The 16,497-nt window shown below is 56.7% G+C and carries 12 protein-coding genes and 4 tRNA genes; 11 read left to right on the top strand and 5 right to left on the bottom strand.

All coding sequences use genetic code 11. From position 1 onward, the window contains the following. Nucleotides 1-82 precede the first annotated feature (82 nt). Nucleotides 83-535, top strand: a complete 453-nt coding sequence (gene tnpA, locus HG15A2_RS23310; RefSeq protein ID WP_145063766.1) for an IS200/IS605 family transposase — start codon at nucleotides 83-85, stop codon at nucleotides 533-535. Nucleotides 536-671: 136 nt separating this feature from the next. On the opposite strand, the gene HG15A2_RS23305 is transcribed toward tnpA, so the two are convergent. From HG15A2_RS23305 to glgC, 4 genes are all read right to left on the bottom strand, one after another. Further along, nucleotides 672-827, bottom strand: coding sequence for a type II toxin-antitoxin system HicB family antitoxin (locus tag HG15A2_RS23305; protein WP_145063764.1), 156 nt, complete (start codon nucleotides 825-827; stop codon nucleotides 672-674). A 79-nt stretch (nucleotides 828-906) separates the two neighbouring features. Further along, the gene (locus tag HG15A2_RS23300) at nucleotides 907-2,133 is read right to left on the bottom strand and encodes an MFS transporter (protein ID WP_145063763.1); all 1,227 of its coding nucleotides are present in this window, start codon (nucleotides 2,131-2,133) and stop codon (nucleotides 907-909) included. Between the two features lie 234 nt (nucleotides 2,134-2,367). Then, nucleotides 2,368-2,766: a hypothetical protein gene (locus HG15A2_RS23295; RefSeq protein WP_145063762.1), complete on the bottom strand. Its 399-nt coding sequence runs from the start codon at nucleotides 2,764-2,766 to the stop codon at nucleotides 2,368-2,370. 218 nt (nucleotides 2,767-2,984) lie between these two features. Beyond that, complete coding sequence (gene glgC, locus HG15A2_RS23290; RefSeq protein ID WP_145063760.1) at nucleotides 2,985-4,220, bottom strand: glucose-1-phosphate adenylyltransferase; 1,236 nt, start codon at nucleotides 4,218-4,220, stop codon at nucleotides 2,985-2,987. A gap of 459 nt (nucleotides 4,221-4,679) precedes the next feature. Between glgC and HG15A2_RS23285 the strand changes: the two genes are divergently transcribed. Next, nucleotides 4,680-4,892, top strand: a complete 213-nt coding sequence (locus HG15A2_RS23285) for a hypothetical protein (protein WP_145063759.1) — start codon at nucleotides 4,680-4,682, stop codon at nucleotides 4,890-4,892. A gap of 94 nt (nucleotides 4,893-4,986) precedes the next feature. Here HG15A2_RS23285 and HG15A2_RS23280 read toward each other — a convergent pair whose 3' ends face one another. After that, nucleotides 4,987-5,883, bottom strand: coding sequence for an ion transporter (locus HG15A2_RS23280; RefSeq protein ID WP_145063758.1), 897 nt, complete (start codon nucleotides 5,881-5,883; stop codon nucleotides 4,987-4,989). Nucleotides 5,884-6,131: 248 nt separating this feature from the next. On the opposite strand from HG15A2_RS23280, the gene HG15A2_RS23270 reads away from it, so the two are divergent. From HG15A2_RS23270 to tuf, 9 genes are all read left to right on the top strand, one after another. Further along, nucleotides 6,132-6,695 (top strand): DUF456 domain-containing protein, encoded by a 564-nt coding sequence (locus HG15A2_RS23270; protein WP_145063755.1) that lies wholly within the window; start codon nucleotides 6,132-6,134, stop codon nucleotides 6,693-6,695. 222 nt (nucleotides 6,696-6,917) lie between these two features. After that, nucleotides 6,918-10,001 (top strand): beta strand repeat-containing protein, encoded by a 3,084-nt coding sequence (locus tag HG15A2_RS23265; RefSeq protein ID WP_145063753.1) that lies wholly within the window; start codon nucleotides 6,918-6,920, stop codon nucleotides 9,999-10,001. A gap of 160 nt (nucleotides 10,002-10,161) precedes the next feature. Continuing rightward, nucleotides 10,162-11,028 (top strand): PEP-CTERM sorting domain-containing protein, encoded by an 867-nt coding sequence (locus HG15A2_RS23260; RefSeq protein WP_145063752.1) that lies wholly within the window; start codon nucleotides 10,162-10,164, stop codon nucleotides 11,026-11,028. A 250-nt stretch (nucleotides 11,029-11,278) separates the two neighbouring features. Further along, a complete protein-coding gene (locus tag HG15A2_RS23255; RefSeq protein ID WP_218932198.1) occupies nucleotides 11,279-14,239 on the top strand; it encodes a pentapeptide repeat-containing protein in 2,961 nt (986 codons plus the stop codon). A gap of 187 nt (nucleotides 14,240-14,426) precedes the next feature. Beyond that, nucleotides 14,427-14,499, top strand: a tRNA-Thr gene (locus tag HG15A2_RS23250). 73 nt (nucleotides 14,500-14,572) lie between these two features. Continuing rightward, nucleotides 14,573-14,655 (top strand) — tRNA-Tyr (locus tag HG15A2_RS23245). A 152-nt stretch (nucleotides 14,656-14,807) separates the two neighbouring features. Then, a tRNA-Gly gene (locus tag HG15A2_RS23240) sits at nucleotides 14,808-14,878 on the top strand. 117 nt (nucleotides 14,879-14,995) lie between these two features. Then, nucleotides 14,996-15,067: transfer RNA gene (locus HG15A2_RS23235), tRNA-Thr, on the top strand. A gap of 200 nt (nucleotides 15,068-15,267) precedes the next feature. Beyond that, nucleotides 15,268-16,467 (top strand): elongation factor Tu, encoded by a 1,200-nt coding sequence (gene tuf / locus HG15A2_RS23230; RefSeq protein WP_145063750.1) that lies wholly within the window; start codon nucleotides 15,268-15,270, stop codon nucleotides 16,465-16,467. Nucleotides 16,468-16,497 lie beyond the last annotated feature (30 nt).

Here is a 16,497-nt window from a genome sequence, read left to right as displayed (position 1 = left end):
GGGCAACGCCCTAGGTCCTGATTCCGACCAATCCCACTTTGGCCGAAGGCCATAATCACTCCTCGAATTCGCCCACACTACAATGCCCCAATCGCTAACTAAACTCTACGCGCATCTTGTCTTCAGCACCAAGAACCGTAAACCTTGGCTCGACGAACCTATTCGCCCTCGCGTGCATGCGTATCTGGCAACGACGATTCGTGACATGGATTGTCGTTGGGTCGTTGTGGGTGGTGCTGACGATCACGTCCACATCCTTTTCGACATGGGCAAGAAACATGCGCCCGCCGAATTCGTGGAACACATCAAACGTGAATCTTCCAAGTTTGTGAAGACCTTGGGGAACCAATACCAGCGATTCTATTGGCAGCGCGGCTATGGGATGTTTTCGGTCAGTCCGATACTACGTGACGATGCAGAAGCGTACGTAAGAAATCAGGAAGAACATCACCGAACGCGGTCGTTTCAAGATGAATTTCGGGCGATGCTAAACAAATATGGGATTGAATTCGACGAGCGCTATGTTTGGGATTGAGTTGCCGATGTGTAGTGTGAGTATGGCCTTCGGCCAAATGGGGAGTGAGAATCGCGTCCTAGGGCGTTGCCCTAGGCTACGATGAAGTAGGCCTTCGGCCAAGAATCTATCCAGCCAGCCGTCGCTTCATTTCTTCTTAAGGAGCCGTTTCGAAGAACAGCTCCAGCGCTTCTTGAAGATTATCGCGTGCCTGCTCTACCGTGTCACCCTGGCTGGCAATATCCAACTCAGCACAATGGGCGACATATCCATCGCCCTCACGCTGAATGATCGCCGTCAGTCTAGTGCTCATAATCGGTTCCGCAATCTGGAGGGTGCAAAGATGAATAACTTTCACTACTCCATTGTACCACGCTCGTCAGACAAGCAAATCACCGCTCTGCCCGCCACAACATCCAGCTGGCCGTCAGCCCCACGAGCGACAACAGCGCCAGTATCAAAAACAACTGCTCGTACCCAACGATCACATTCCCCGCTTCGCGGGCGTTGCTTACCAGTCGGCCGCAAAGTTTGGGCATGAAGATCTCTGGCAGAAAACCGACAAAGCAAATCACGCCTACTGCTGTGCCGGTCAACTCTCTGGGCGTTCCGGTGCTTTCTAGCGGAGCGAAGTAAATCCCCCGCAGGCCGAACATCGCCAAGCAACTTGCCGCCAGCGTCGCGAGCATCAGCCAAACAGGTAGCCCGTCGGGGCTGGCGAGGAATTCGCCGTAAACCACGATGAGCAGCACAAAACACACGGCAAGCGTTCGTCCCACGCCTAGGACACGATCGGCGAACCAACCGGCCACCAGTGCTGCGCCGAAGCGAATAAACGTGAGCGCCGAGATCGCAGATGCAGATTCTTTCGCGTCGAAATCGTACGCGTCCTCCAAATAGTGCCCGTAGTAACCAAACCCGCGGAACACGCTGTAGGCAGAAAAGATGACTACGGCTTGCAGCCAAATAGTCGGGCTAGAGAGCACTTGGTACAGTCGTTGCAGCAGGTTGCTCTTGTATTGAACAGGAGCCTCCGGCGTAGTGATCTGAGAACTGTTTGGCACAAATGCCAAAACGCAAGCAGCCGCGCCTGCATTGACCGCAGCGTAGAACCACAGGAGCTGTTTCAAGGTGATTTCTAATTTGTCAGGCGAGAGATTCTCTTCTGCAGGAAACATCCCTGCCGCTGCGCTTGCCACGACGGCTGCGGCGAGACCGCGGCCGGCGTCGAGTACTCCAAACGCCATTCCTTGCCCATTGCTGGTACCCCATTGGCGTGTGGCACGAATCAGAGGTGCCCAAAAAAGCAAGACGGTCGAAGCGCCCCAAAAAGCATACAGCCAATACAGGTTGGTGAACGAGGGAAAGCTCGCCATATAGACCGATCCCGCACCGGTGGCCAACAAAGAAGTCGCGAGCAGCTTCTTTGGCGAAACCTTATCGGCCAAAGGTCCGCCGAGAAAATAGCAAGCCATCGCGACGCTTCCGTACACCGCAAACAGATCGCCGAGTTTGTCTTCGTCGATGTTCCACACTTCCAGCATGCTGCTCTTGAAGTAACGATTCAGATGAAACACCGGAATGTAGATCGCCTCTCCCGCCAGGATGAGGCTCAGCATGGCAAGCAAGCGTCGGCGTGCGTTTCCAAGAGTGCTGGATTGCCGAGTTATGGGTTGGTCGTCCACGGAACGCCGTTGATGTGAAAAGGAGCCGCGAGCCAACAGCTCGCCGGGAACTTACTCGCAAGTTTTCATTTACCATCAATAATGGCCGAAGGCCTCCCGACACCGTAGCCTAGGGCAACGCCCTAGGTAAAGAAGACGAACGAAAATTTCTTTGGCCAAAGGTCATAGTCACTTAGGGTTCGAGGTGGGAAACAGCCTTTGGTAAGTCGCTCTGGCGTCGCGGATTGTCGGCGTTACTGGGAGTAGCTCGGCCAACTCGTCGAGAGCAACTTTCTCGGCGACTCCCATACGAACCCGTCGCCGTCTTCTCTTTTGATCGTACCAAATCGTCAACAAAACTCGATTGTGCGAGAAAATAGTTAGCCGAGATTCTCGTATATATTCGAACTTCACCTTGTTCCCCGCCGACTGCACATGGGAATAGATGAGACGATCTGCCAGCAGCTTTACAGTAGGCTTGGACAGACACTGCGCACCTAAGTCGAGAAGAGCCATAAGTAGAATTGCCCCGAATACCACAGGTAGCTTCCACAGGAATGCGAAGTTGAGCTGAGGAATTGCGAGCATTGCAATAGCGAGAATCGTCAGGCTTGCTATGAGAGAAACTATAGCTACTCGCTTGAAGGACTTACTGCAAACCGCCGAACTCATTTCTTGCTTGAGCGGCCTTACGTACGACCAACGAGGCACTGACCAGTTAAGTTCTTTCGATTCGCTCAATGTTCTTACTCACGGCACCCTACGAATCATCCGCGTTAATCTGCGTCCATCTGTGGCTAAAAACCTTAACGCCCGAACAACGACCCTGCATCCGCGATCATCGGGATCACCACCAGCCCGCTTTCGGTCACGGTAAACCCGCGTCGGCGGTCGGCTTCGAGGTCCACGCCTACTTGGGCACCGGCGGGCAGGTCGACGTTCTTGTCGATGATTGCGCGGCGGATGATTGCGTCGGGTCCAATGCGTACGCCGTTCATGAGGATCGAGTCGCTCACCTCGGCACGTTCTTCAATCCGGCACTTGGGCCCCAGGATACTGCGAGAGACTTTCGCGCCGGAGATAATCGTGCCCGCGGCAATGATACTATCGTATGCGGCGCCGCGACGGCCTTCGTCTTCGTCGAACACAAACTTCGGCGGTGGCAGGTTCGGCTGGTCGGTGCGGATCGGCCAGCGGTAGTCGTACATGTTCAGTAGCGGTTCGACGCCAGTCAGCTCGATGTTCGCTTCGTAAAACGCATCAAGCGTGCCCACATCGCGCCAGTACGCTTGCTGCTTGCTGTTCTCATCCTGGAAAGGAAACGCCACGACTTTGTGCGTGTCGATGATCGAGGGGATGATGTTCTTACCAAAGTCGTGCGAACTTTCCGGCAAGGTGGCATCAAGACAAAGCTGCTCGAACAGAAACGGCGCACTGAACACGTAAATGCCCATCGACGCGAGGCAATGCTCATCGTCGCCAGGAACGGTTTTCGGGTTTTCGGGTTTTTCTTCGAAGCCAATGATCTGGCCCGACTCGTTGGTTTGCATGACGCCGAAGCTGCGCGCTTCGGGCACGCTTACCTCGAGCGCGGCAATCGTGAGATCGGCCTGCTGGGCGATATGGTGATCGATCATCTTGCTGTAATCCATCTTGTAAATGTGGTCGCCAGCGAGAATCACCACATACTCGGGTCGCTCTTGCTCGAGCGTAAAAATGTTTTGATACACGGCATCGGCGGTGCCTTGGTACCATTGTTCGTCGATGCGCTGCTGGGGAGGCACCACGTCGATGAATTCGCCCAGTTCGCGACACAGTAAATGTCGCCAGCCGTGGGCCACGTGACGCGTGAGGCTCATCGCTTTGTACTGCGTGAGCACAAGGATTTTACGGATGCCGCTGTTCAGGCAATTCGACAGTGTAAAGTCGATAATACGATACGTGCCGCCAAACGGCACAGCCGGCTTCGCGCGATCGCGTGTGAGCGGCTCTAAACGCGAGCCTTTTCCCCCGGCCAAAACGACTGCCAGAACATCATTCATGGTGCCCAATCCTTGAAAAACTGTCTTGAGATCAGATTGCTTCCGTGTGACTCTAACGCACTAGTCTAGGGGAATTCGCGCATAAGCGTAACTGCGATGCTTCGCGAGGATTCTAGCCAGACGATCTTTCCAGGGATGCAGAGAGATGGGACCTATCGCCGCAGGCCTTATCCTGCGCTAGTGCTCTCAGGGGTAGCACCGAACAAGCTCGGTGGCGAAATATCAGACTCTCCAAGTTTTCTCATTCCCTTCACAAAATCTCCACGAGCTTTCCTTAGATTCACGCTCGTTATGCAATTGAAACCAACTCACCAAGCCAACCCTCCGGGGCTGCGGCCAAGCACATCTAGACTGTTTCCCGCCCGAGCAGTCGTGCCGTACTTCGCAGTCCCGGTTCTTCCATTCGCAGAACGTCGCTCCCGTCCCAAAAAACACGTGCGTAGAAGGAACCTCCAAATCATGAAGGGCAACCAACCCGAGTACTTACCTACCCCAGGTCGCATCGCGCAGGAGTGTGCTCGCATTCGAGATAATTGGAGCGACGAAGAGCGCATCCGTCGACTGGTGGGAGGCCAGGAAGTCAATGACTGCAAGCGTTGGACTCTCCCCGAGATAGCCACATCCCACTGCATGTCGCGCGTCCGGTCAACGGTGTTGGGTCTGGCAACGTAGTCACGCAGGGTCCGCTGTGCGGACCACCGATTCGTGGTAGGACCGGCTCTTCTTGGCGTGATACGACCGGTTATTTCGGTCTGCACAGCGGACCCTACAACAAACTCCCGCAACGCTTGCAATATTTTGCGTCCGCGGCGTGATCTTCACTTAAGCAGTTGGGGCACGATTGCGTGCTCGGGACTTGCTTCTCTTCTTTTGCTCCTAGGACGACCGCCGCGAAGATGCCGATAGTTACTACGGTTATACTGTAGCCGATCAGCATCATCATCCCGGCGACCGTCTTGCCGAGCACCGTCACCGGCGCAATATCGCCGTAGCCTACGGTGGTGAGCGTGACGATCGCCCAATAGATGCTGATTGGTATGCTCGTAAAGCCGCTGCCCGGCTCGTCGCGTTCGATCACGTACATGATGGTCCCCAGGACCGTGATCGCGATCATGATGACTGATAGGAACACCGTGATCTTCGTGCGCGTTTGTTTCACGATCTTGAGCAGCGTCCGGCTTTCTGCCAAGTGATCGCCCAGCTTGAATACGCGGAACACACGCAGCAGGCGCAGCGTGCGAATCGTGGCGAGTGCTTGCGTGCCACTGACAAAGGGTGCCAGGTAGCTGGGCAGGATGGCCAGCAGATCGACGATGCCATAGAAGCTGAAGACGTACCGTAGCGGGTGAGCCACGCAGGCGAGCCGGGCGATATACTCAACGGTGAAAAGTATCGTAATCACCCATTCCAGCAAGTCGAGCGTGCGGCCCCACTTCGGCTGATACAATTCCTCATAAGTTGGCGTGCTTTGAATCAACACGCCTACCACGCTGATGACGATCAGCACCAACAGTGTGATGTCGAACGCCTTGCCCGCAGGCGTGTCTGCCTCGAAGATGATCTCGTGCCAACGCCGCTGCCAACCGGAGAGCGCCGCGGGAGATTCAATGGGCGGAGGCGTAGGTTTCGTTTTAGGGTCAATAATCGGGTCGTTATCAGCCATGATAGTAGTGTAACGCGATTGGGAGTAAGTGGGCAGTCGGCAGGGGGCAGTAGGCAGACTGCTTCGGAAAGTTTTCCGCAAGTTTTTTGCTGTTCGTCCTTGCGCTAGAAGACTCTCGACTCACAGAATCCAAACTGCCCACTGCCCACTGCCCACTGCCCACTGCCCACTGCCCACTGCCCACTGCCCACTGCCCACTGCCCACTGCCCACTGCCCACTGCCCACTGCCCACTGCCCACTGCCCACCATGCAAGCCATGCAAGCCATGCAAGCCATTCTCCCCTATCTCGCCGCCATACTACTCGTCCTCGCGGCGATCGGTGGTTGGGTGCTCGCGCTTGTGGGCATGCCGGGCACTTGGTTGATGGTTGCTGCGGCAGCACTTTACGGTTGGCTTGGCCCCGAGGCTGGCGTCATGGCGCTCAGTTGGGCCGGCGTTGCGCTACTCGCTGCCGAAGCCGTTGCTGGTGAAGCGGCGGAAACACTCACCGGCATGTGGAGCACGAAGCGAGCCGGGGGTAGTCGCCGCGCTAGTTGGTTCGCGCTCGTTGGTTCGCTGGCTGGGGCGATCGGCGGAGCGGGCCTCGGCATTCCCATTCCTGTGATCGGCTCGCTAGTCGGTGCCGTGTTGGGCGGCGCCTGTGGCGCACTCGGCGGGGCAACGCTAGCAGAGTTGACGCGTGGCGAAACGTCTCAGCAATCTCTCCGCGTCGGTCGAGCAGCGTTCACCGGCCGCATGTTGGGCACCGGAGCGAAAGCCTTGTTCGCCACGGTGATGCTAATCACCGTGCTAGTAAGTCTCATGTGGTAAGCCGCCAACAAATCCCTCGATCCGACGGCTTAAGCCTGCCGGCTCGCTTATCTCCGCACACTCCGGCAAAACTAGCGCTTTGCGGGATTCCGAGATTGAGACCATACTAATAGGATGACAATTGCTGTGGCGAGTCTCGGCAGGATTAGGCATCCTCCCGTACTGAGCCACAAGTAGTGAGCTCACAGCAGTTGTTAACTGGAACGGAAAGAATAGATCTTCATGCGGCAGCTTTGCATCATGCTCTTTGTGTGCGCTACCTTGGCATTCGCGCACGCGCCGGCCGCCGCGTACGAACTTGCCTCGGGAAGTAGTGGCCGCTGGTCAACCACGGCCAGTGGCAACACGGGCAGCTTGGGTTCGCCCGCCACGCTCACTTGGAGCATCGTCGACGACGGCATTAACATTCCTTCTGTCAATCTCGGTTCCGGGTCGAGCGTGCCGGCCGGTCCTAGTGGCTTGGTCACCTACCTTGATTCAAAGTTTGGCGCAGGACCCGGTGGCGACGATTTTACCCAACGACCCTGGTTTTCTCACTTTGAAGATTCCTTCAACCGACTTGGCGAACTCTCGGGACTGACGTATGTGTATCAGGTGGAGGGCTCGAACCCCGGTGGGCTTAGCTCCAGCAACTCGGGCGATCTCTCGGGCTCCAATGCACGTGGCGATGTGCGCATCGCTGGCAATTCCTTCGGTAGCGGTTTGAGCGGCACTTTGGCCTACAACTCGTTCCCCAACTACGGCGAAATGGTCTTCAACACGGACGTCAACACGTTCGCGAATAGCTCAGCCAACAATTATCGGTACTTTCGCAACACCATCATGCACGAAGCAATGCATGGCGTGGGTGTTGAGCATATCGAAAGCAGCAACGCGAGCTTCCTGATCGAGCCATTCATCGCGACTACCTTCGATGGCCCGCAGTTAGATGATGTACTCGCGCTGCAACGCAATTACGGCGATGCTTTGGAAAAGAATGGCGGAAACGATTCCAGCCTAAACGCGTTCGACATCGGTACGGTCAACACGTCGAGCAGCGCCGCGATTGGCACTGGCGGCACGGGCACGGCGATCGGCGCCAACGAGACCGACTTCGTGAGCATCGACGACAACAGCGATATCGACTTCTTCAGTTTTTCAGTGACCGAGAGTACGAATGTGACGCTCGATCTCACCCCCCGCGGCGCACTCTACCAAATAGGGCCCCAAGGCGGTTCGCAAAGTAACTTTGATTCCCGCGCCTTGAGCAATCTCACGCTTACGTTGTTCAATTCCAACGGCACGGTCCAGCTTGGTCAGTCCAGTTCGGCCGCCGCAGGAGGCATCGAGTCGATCACCTCAGGACTAGACTCTGGCGACTATCTCGCTCGTGTCACAGGCAGCTCCAATGATGTGCAGCTTTACCAACTTTCGATCTTCGCTTCGCGCGATCCGCTTGATCTTGTTTGGACTGGTCAGACGAGTTCCGACTGGAGCTCTGGGGGCGACATGAACTTCTCCTCCACCAGCGGCTCGGTCGCTTTTGTGAACGGCGACAATGTGCGCTTCGACGATACCGCTCCCTTGAATCGGCGCACCGTCACGATCACTGACCAAAACAATGCGAACGAAATCGTATTCGATGCCAGCGGAGATTACACTTTGCAGGGCACAGGTGCCATCACCGGCGGCAGCGTGAGAGTTGACGGGACAGGTACAGTTACCATCGACAACGACGGTAATAGTTACGCTGGTTCCACGCAGGTGAATTCGGGAACCCTCAAACTAACTGGCGATCTTTCTGCCATGCAGTCAGACTTTACCATCGCCGACGGGGCGACGTTGGTGATGAATGCGTCGGACACCGGTGCCATGAGTAGTAGCTTCTTGATTCAAGCCGGCGGCGAGCTACACGTGGGTGAGTCGGGCTTCGTGACCAATGCAAGCACCTTCCCCGATAACCCCATCAGCTTGGTGAACAACGGCACGCTCCGCGTATTCGACTTCGAGGCGGTTCGCAACATTAGCGGCAGCGGCACCGTCATCGCGGAAGAGCTAACCTCGTTCTTCGGCGGCGGGAGCGACTACACGGGGCAAACCATCGTCCGCTCAGGAGCTATCGCCGTGGCGGAAGACGGCACGGCCCTTGGCAGCGCACAGGGTGATACCGTGGTGGAGCGAGGGGGCAAGCTACAAGTGCAGGCCGTGGCAACACTGGCTGACGACATCACTTTCTCTAGCACTGGCAGCGGCACGAGCATCCTCCAAGTCGAGCTTGGCAACGTGGCCAACTTCACGGGAGACATATCAGTCGACTCCAGCCCCGTTACGATCCAAGCGGATAGTTCGGCGATCATCAATTTCTTTGGCAATTTCAGCAGTACTGGCGGCTCTGGCCAAGTGCAGTTCAATACCGTGGGCACCGTCAATGTGAACGGACCCCTGCAACTGGGCAGCGACGGATTACAAAAAATCGCAGTCGGCAACTTGAATATCAACGCAAGCCTAAGTTCCAGCGGCCCGTTGCAGCTAGAAGACGGAACCACCATGCTCGCCGGTAGCGGCAACATCACTGGCATCGTGGAAGTCGGCCCTGCTGCCAACTTGAATCTCAGCGGCAGCTACGTTTGGCATGGTACATCCACCCTCGCCGGCAGCGGCACGGTTGCAGGCGATCTCACGATTGGAGGTTCGGTTGCTCCTGGTGACTCAAGTCTTGCTGACTCCATCGGTACGCTCACCTTGAGCGACGATCTCGCCCTCACCTCGACAAGCACGCTTGCCTTCGAAATCGGTGGGACAAACCCTGGGCAGTTCGATCAACTACTGATCGATGGAACCGCCCAAATCGACGGCACCTTGAGTGTCGAGTTCATCGATCTCGGCGGGGGTGTTTACGTTCCCGAACTGGGAGACTCGTTCCCGCTCTTGAGCGTGCAAGGCGGTGCAGGCGGGGACTACGACGTTCTCGATCTGCCTGAACTTGATGCCGGACTCGAGTGGCAACTCAACTCGGTCGGTGTGGTCATTGCATTGGACGTGGTAGCTGCTTCCTCCCTCACCGCAGACTTTAACACCGATGGCAACGTCGACGCGGCAGATCTCAATCAATGGCAAGGCGACTTCGGCATCAACGGCGAAAGCGACGCCAACCAGGACGGCCTAAGCACCGGTCTCGACTTCCTCACGTGGCAACAACAGCGAGCCGGGTCGACGCCGAGCAGCGCCTCCAACAGCACCATACCCGAACCAAGCACCGCACTGCTGGTCATCTTTGCCACGCTATTCCCCTGCCGCTTGCGGCTTAGCCGCGCCGTCAATAGTTAGCGCGGTGTCTAAGCGTTAAGACCCCGCCAGCTAAGCTGGCGAGCGGTAAATCGCTTATTTGCAGTCCCAGACTAGCCACTTTATAGTAGAGCCTGCTCTTCATGGGGCCACACGCCCTGGGCCCACCTATTTATTTTCTTTAATCTTGGGAGGTTCGCTAATGATTCATTTTCCAATGCCGCTGCGCGCTGGGTTGCTGCGCAGTGGGCTCTTCTGCCTGTTGGTCGCCCTGACTCCGTGCCTCGCCGCGGCGCAAAACAGTCCCTTCTTGCAGTTTGATACTGAGATCATCTCGTTCGAACTCACCGGCGCTGGCACGGTGCCACTAGGCGAAGCCGGCGGCGATCTCCTCGTGGGTGTTTCGCTATCGAAGAAGGGGTACGACTACTACCAATCGCGATCCAACAATGCCGCCTCGAGTGCTATCCCGCCAGACGACATCGATCCGTATGACGAAGACGGCAAGACGTTCCCGCTGTTCAGCACTATCGACTTCGGCGGATTTGACCTGACCTTCACCGACAACGACCCTGTTGCCGGCTTTGGTTCGTCGGTTGCTGTTTCAGCGGATGGTCGAGCAGTCGCCAACACAACCACTGGTGGGAAGCTCGAACTCGAGCAACCTGCCAGCTTCGTGTTCGACAAGAACGAGCCCGACTTCAACATGCTCAAGGCGGCCGGTCCCCCCAGGAGGAAGTATCGCGGGCACGTCACCGTTCTGAAGATCGCCTTCGGTGGCGGCGGTGGCGGCGGTGGGGATATCGATTTGGCAGCCGATGGGATGGCACTTGATTTACTGCCTGGAACCGACACCTATACCTCGCTTGCCAACGGGGATATTGAGCATACGGTTGGCATCACAGCCGACCTGAACCTCACTTACAACGGTAACTCGTTTCAGATTTCCGGGATGACCGGCACGATGGTCGAGCGCGGACAAATCGCCAACGCAATTGTACCTGAACCGGCGACTGCCGTACTTGCTGCCCTTGCCGGCTTCGCCCTTGTGGGTCGTCGCCGGAAGTGAGAATAAGCCGCACGAGTCCTAGCATTACAACGCGACAACGCGCGACGGGGGAGTGAACCCTGTCGCGCGGAGTCGTGTTTTTTTACGCCTATCCACAGATCGCCTATCGAACGCGCGGAAAATCTTGAGGAGAGCCGCGGCTTGTGATAGGGTAATAACGACAATGAGCACTCGGTTGCCACGCAACGCTTCTCACGACGTTTCTCTTACATTGGGTAGATCTACCGTTCGCATCCATGAGGTACTCGCCGTGCGACTCTTCTCTCGCCTCAACACATTGCGGTCTCGCAAGTCGTTCGTGGTGTCCTGCTTAGTACAGTTGTCGATTGCGATCTCTCCGCTGGCAACGGCGGATGTGTTTCAGTGGGAACTGATCGACCCGGCCGACCCCTCGCAGGGCCGGCAGGAGTCGTCAATGCTCGCGCCCGACGGCGCTGGAGTCATGCCCGCGCCGTTTTTGCAAGCAGCGGGCTTGGACCTCACTCAGGCTTGGCTGACGAGAGTGAACCTGACTCGCGCAGACTTCTCGAACGCCATGCTCACCGACGCCGATCTCACGGGTGCTAACCTCACCACAACGAACTTTCGGTCCGCCGATCTGACGGGAGCCTATCTCGCCGACGTCAACGCGCCGTCCGTTTCATTCAGCTCCGCCAACCTCACCGGAGCCGACCTGAGCGGCGCCTTTTTAAACCGAGCAATCTTTAACCGCACCGCGGTTGCGGGGGCCGATTTTAGTGGGGCGCTGCTCAATGGCGCACGATTCGATGCGCGATTTGAACCCGGCATCACGCCTGCGCAGCTCGCGACGACGGCCAGCTACCAAGCGGGAGATCTGTCTGGCATCGAGCTGAAGTGGCACGATCTGTCCGGCGCCAACCTCGCAGGCCAGAATCTTTCCGATGCCGACTTTTTTGCGGCAAACCTCGCTAATGTCAATTTTACGGGAGCAGTAGTCCGCGGCGCTCAATTCACCTCCGTTGCAGCGACCTTCACGCCTGCGCAGCTCTACTCGACGGCAAGCTACCAGGCGGGCGACTTAGCGGGTGTTGCGTTGTGGGGGAACGACCTGACTGATTGGGACCTCACTGGGCAGGGGCTCCAAGGTGCCAGCTTCAGCAACACGAGGCTGATTCGTACCGACTTCAGCGGGGCCAACCTGAGCAACGCTCGCTTTAACGGCGCGAGGTTCAGCGGCGCGAATTTCAGTGACGCGATTATCGCAGGCGCCGATTTCCGCGGCGCCGTGACCACGACTTTCTCAAACCTCACGAAAGAGCAGATCTACGCAACTGCCAGCTACCAAAGCGGTGATCTGCAAGGGATTATCCTCAGCGAAAATAGTCTCGTTGATTGGGACCTCTCGGACCAGGACCTCACAGGGGCCAACCTCAGGTCCAGTAGTTTGGTCGGAGTCAACTTGCAGCGTTCCAATCTCACCGACGCCAACCTGTCCCAAGCGCTTGTGACCAACACGGACTTCACCGACGCGACGATCCGTGGCGCTGACCTCACCGCCGTGAGCGACTTCACTGCAGCGCAGTTGTATTCGACGGCCAGCTACCAGAGCGGCGACCTGTCGTCGGTCGAGCTCGATAGCAACGACCTCACCGGCTGGGACCTCTCGGGCCTCGATTTTACCGGTGCGAAGCTCTCGTCCTCAACCTTCACGCATGCCGACCTCTCAAACACTACGATCCGCAACGCCGAGCTTCGCGAGACGACCAGCCGCGGGCTGACCAGCGCTCAGTTTTACTCGACGGCCAGTTATCAGGCGGGCGACTTGTCAGGCGTTAATCTTGAGGACAACGACCTCAGCGGCTGGAACTTCGCTGGGCATAACCTCACGGGAGCCAATCTCGACGACGCCAATCTCACGGGTGCCAACATCTCAGGCGCGGACGTGCGCGATGTGATCTTTGCACGCTTCGGCGTCGGGGCAGGTGCCGTTACCGCCACGCAGTTGTACTCCACGGCGAGCTACAACAGCGGCGACCTGCGAGGTGTCCGCCTCGAAGAACTTGATCTCTCGGGTTGGGACTTTTCCGGCCAGTCGCTCCGCGATGCGGTGTTGAGGAACGCCGTGTTGAGTGGGGCCGACTTCACCGATGCCGACGTCCGCCACGGGAAGTTCTTCACTCAAAGTGGCGACGGACTAACCTCCGCCCAGCTCTATTCAACGGCCAGCTACCGGAGTAGGGACCTGCAAGGCCTCGAACTAGACCGGCTAGACCTGTCCGGTTGGAACTTTACGGGGCAGAGCGTCAGGGAGGCCGCATTCCGAGGTGCAACCCTCATCGGCGCCGACTTTTCCGGCGCCGATATCCGCCATGCGGACTTCTATTTCGAGGCTGACCTCTTCAACGGCATGGGCAACAACATCGACAACGGCTTCAGCGCCGAGCAGCTCTACTCGACTGCCAGCTACCAGGCGAACGACCTGCGTGGCATTGGCCTCGGTGCCAAGGATCTCACTGGCTGGGATTTCTCCGAGCAGAACCTCTCGGGGGCGGACTTCGAGGGCTACGACGACGGCCCCTACACCCAGATCGCCGGCGCCGACTTCTCCGGTGCCAACCTGACAAACACCATCTGGAGCTGGGTCGCGGAGGACGGCTTCCGCGATGACACGCTACTGTTCACCGCGGACTTCACCGGCGCCGACACGCGACAGTCTGTCGATCGGCAACTTGGCGGCGGCTTCAACGTCTTTCGCGCTCCCAACCGACGCAACCTCGTCCAGCCCGATGGCTCGGTCGACTCACTGGACATCCAGGCTGGCGAGACGTTCCGCGTCTGGGACTTAAACAGCGAGTCGCCCGTGCCTATCGTCGTCCAGAACTCCTTTCAGATCGACGATGCCGGTGTGCTCCGCATTGTCATCGAAGACGACCAGTGGGGATCAATAATCCGGTTCGATGCAGGCTTCCCGGTCACGCTCGGTGGCACGCTCGAATTGCTGCTCTCACCTGAGGAAGGCGACAACGGGGCCTCAATCGTCGGTGAGACGTTTAAGCTCTTCGATTGGACGGGTGTCTCGCCGGTCGGCCAGTTCGATCAGGTCACGACAGACCTAGGCGCCCAGTGGGACACGAGCCAGCTCTATATCACAGGCGAAGTGACGCTGCTTTCTGTGGCAGGGATTCCCGAACCTTCAACTCTTGCGCTCTCTCTAGCTACTTTGTGCCTCTTGATCCGACGATATCGCTGACGACTTACAACGATTGCCAGCCTACAACGGGCAAATCTTACCCATTTTGCCACCAGCCTACTCAGAGGTCGCAAACCGAATCTCCTCCAAATTGGCCCGAAATTCGCTCTGGATTTCGCAATAGCCGCCTTGCCACCCTCAGTTCGCTCGTTATATTAGTTGATTCGCACAACTTCAGTGGACCCAGGCTAGCGTAGCTCAATTGGCAGAGCAGCGGTTTTGTAAACCGCAGGTTGTGGGTTCAAGTCCCTCCGCTAGCTCTCCCGCTAGTTGGAACAGTAATTTAAGAGGAACAGAGGCCGCTCGCGGCTTAGTAAATAGGCAAAACAACGCGGGAGGTTTCCGGAGCGGTCAAACGGGTCAGACTGTAAATCTGATGGCTTATGCCTTCACAGGTTCGAATCCTGTACCTCCCATTGGAAATTTGAGATTTAAGGTTGCAGGTTTAGGGATTGGGTAAGAAATCGAGTCGTTGCAGAGTTGGAGATCGTGTTTGGTTAGAGGTGCTGTTTGGGGTTGTCTGGTTTTCAAGTCAGCAATCTTAAATCTTCGATCTAACATCAATCCCGCGGGTGTAGCTCAATGGTAGAGCCACAGCCTTCCAAGCTGAAGACGAGGGTTCGATTCCCTTCACCCGCTTTTATTGAGGCTGTTGGCTGATGGCTGTTAGCTATGGGCCGGAACTGATGGAGTATTTGAGTAAGGTATGCGAGCAGGCAGCTAATAGCTAACAGCTAATAGCCGATAGCTCCCAACGCTGCTGTAGCTCAGTGGTAGAGCACTTCCTTGGTAAGGAAGAGGTCATGAGTTCAAGTCTCATCAGCAGCTCTTGAGGAGAGGTTGGAGTCAAGAGGATTAGCGAGCCGCGAGCGTAAGTGACCGGAGCTTGCAGCAAGAGAGATGCAGGAAATCAACTTAGAGATTCGTGCTTCGCCGGTTTGGTTTGCGGCAAAGCTTGTATTAACGAAAACTGTTTTACGGTTGTCCTTAACAAACCCTGGATTTACGACCGGAGTTAGGTAAGAAAAATGGCTAAGGATACATTCGAGCGGTCGAAACCGCATGTTAACGTTGGCACCATCGGTCACATCGATCATGGTAAAACGACTACCACTGGCGCAATTTTGGCCGTCCAGGCTGAAAAGGGCTATGCCAAGGCGAAGTCTTACTCGGATATCGCTAAGGGCGGTACGGTTCGTGATGAAACGAAGACGGTTACTATCGCTGTTTCGCACGTCGAGTACGAAACTGACAATCGTCACTATGCCCACATCGATTGCCCGGGCCATGCCGACTTCGTCAAGAACATGATCACCGGTGCCGCCCAAATGGACGGTGCTATTCTGGTGGTGTCTGCCGCGGACGGCCCGATGCCTCAAACGCGTGAGCACATTCTGCTCGCTCGTCAGGTAGGTGTGCCTCGTATCGTGGTGTTCCTCAACAAATGCGATCTCGTCGACGACGAAGAGTTGCTTGAGTTGGTGGAATTGGAAATCCGTGAATTGCTCACCATGTACGGCTTCCCCGGCGACGAAATTCCACTCGTCCGCGGTAACGCTAAGGGTGCCATCGACAATCCAGGTGATCCTGAGTACGCCAAGTGTGTTGGTGAACTGATGGACGCCATTGACGAATACATTCCTGAGCCTGTTCGCGAGAACGACAAGCCATTCTTGATGGCTGTTGAGGATGTGTTCTCGATCGAAGGTCGCGGTACCGTGGCTACTGGTCGTATCGAACGTGGTACCATCAAGGTAGGTGAAGAAGTGGAGATCATCGGCCTGACCGAAGCTCCAACCAAGACCACCTGCACGGGTGTTGAAGCGTTCAACAAGACTATGGATGAAGGCTACGCTGGCGACAACGTTGGCGTTCTGCTTCGTGGTGTGAAACGAGAAGACATTACACGTGGGCAAGTGCTTTCCAAGCCGGGTAGCATTACTCCGCATACCAAGTTCGAGGCAGAGGTTTATGTCTTGAGCAAGGAAGAGGGTGGCCGTCACACGCCATTCTTCAGCGGGTATCGTCCTCAGTTTTACTTCCGCACCACTGATGTCACCGGTACTGCCAACCTGGTTGGCGATGCCGAGATGTGCATGCCTGGCGACAATGCCAAGCTAACGGTTGAGCTGATGAAGCCTATCGCTATGGACGACGGTGTTCGCTTCGCGATTCGCGAAGGCGGTAAGACGGTCGGGTCCGGTGTAGTAACGAAAATCGTTGAGTAACCCGAAAGGGGAAATGCGAAAGTGGAAAGT

The sequence above is a fragment of the Adhaeretor mobilis genome, from assembly GCF_007741515.1.
GTDB classification, from domain to species: Bacteria; Planctomycetota; Planctomycetia; order Pirellulales; family Lacipirellulaceae; genus Adhaeretor; species Adhaeretor mobilis.
This window is presented reverse-complemented; position numbering and strand designations above follow the sequence as displayed.

What these genes read in the sequence shown, in the direction of transcription:
- tnpA (WP_145063766.1), top strand. Translation starts at nt 83, where the DNA reads ATGCCCCAATCGCTAACTAAACTCTACGCGCATCTTGTCTTCAGCACC.
- HG15A2_RS23305 (WP_145063764.1), bottom strand. Translation starts at nt 827, where the DNA reads ATGAGCACTAGACTGACGGCGATCATTCAGCGTGAGGGCGATGGATAT.
- HG15A2_RS23300 (WP_145063763.1), bottom strand. Translation starts at nt 2,133, where the DNA reads ATGCTGAGCCTCATCCTGGCGGGAGAGGCGATCTACATTCCGGTGTTT.
- HG15A2_RS23295 (WP_145063762.1), bottom strand. Translation starts at nt 2,766, where the DNA reads ATGCTCGCAATTCCTCAGCTCAACTTCGCATTCCTGTGGAAGCTACCT.
- glgC (WP_145063760.1), bottom strand. Translation starts at nt 4,220, where the DNA reads ATGAATGATGTTCTGGCAGTCGTTTTGGCCGGGGGAAAAGGCTCGCGT.
- HG15A2_RS23285 (WP_145063759.1), top strand. Translation starts at nt 4,680, where the DNA reads ATGAAGGGCAACCAACCCGAGTACTTACCTACCCCAGGTCGCATCGCG.
- HG15A2_RS23280 (WP_145063758.1), bottom strand. Translation starts at nt 5,883, where the DNA reads ATGGCTGATAACGACCCGATTATTGACCCTAAAACGAAACCTACGCCT.
- HG15A2_RS23270 (WP_145063755.1), top strand. Translation starts at nt 6,132, where the DNA reads ATGCAAGCCATGCAAGCCATGCAAGCCATTCTCCCCTATCTCGCCGCC.
- HG15A2_RS23265 (WP_145063753.1), top strand. Translation starts at nt 6,918, where the DNA reads ATGCGGCAGCTTTGCATCATGCTCTTTGTGTGCGCTACCTTGGCATTC.
- HG15A2_RS23260 (WP_145063752.1), top strand. Translation starts at nt 10,162, where the DNA reads ATGATTCATTTTCCAATGCCGCTGCGCGCTGGGTTGCTGCGCAGTGGG.
- tuf (WP_145063750.1), top strand. Translation starts at nt 15,268, where the DNA reads ATGGCTAAGGATACATTCGAGCGGTCGAAACCGCATGTTAACGTTGGC.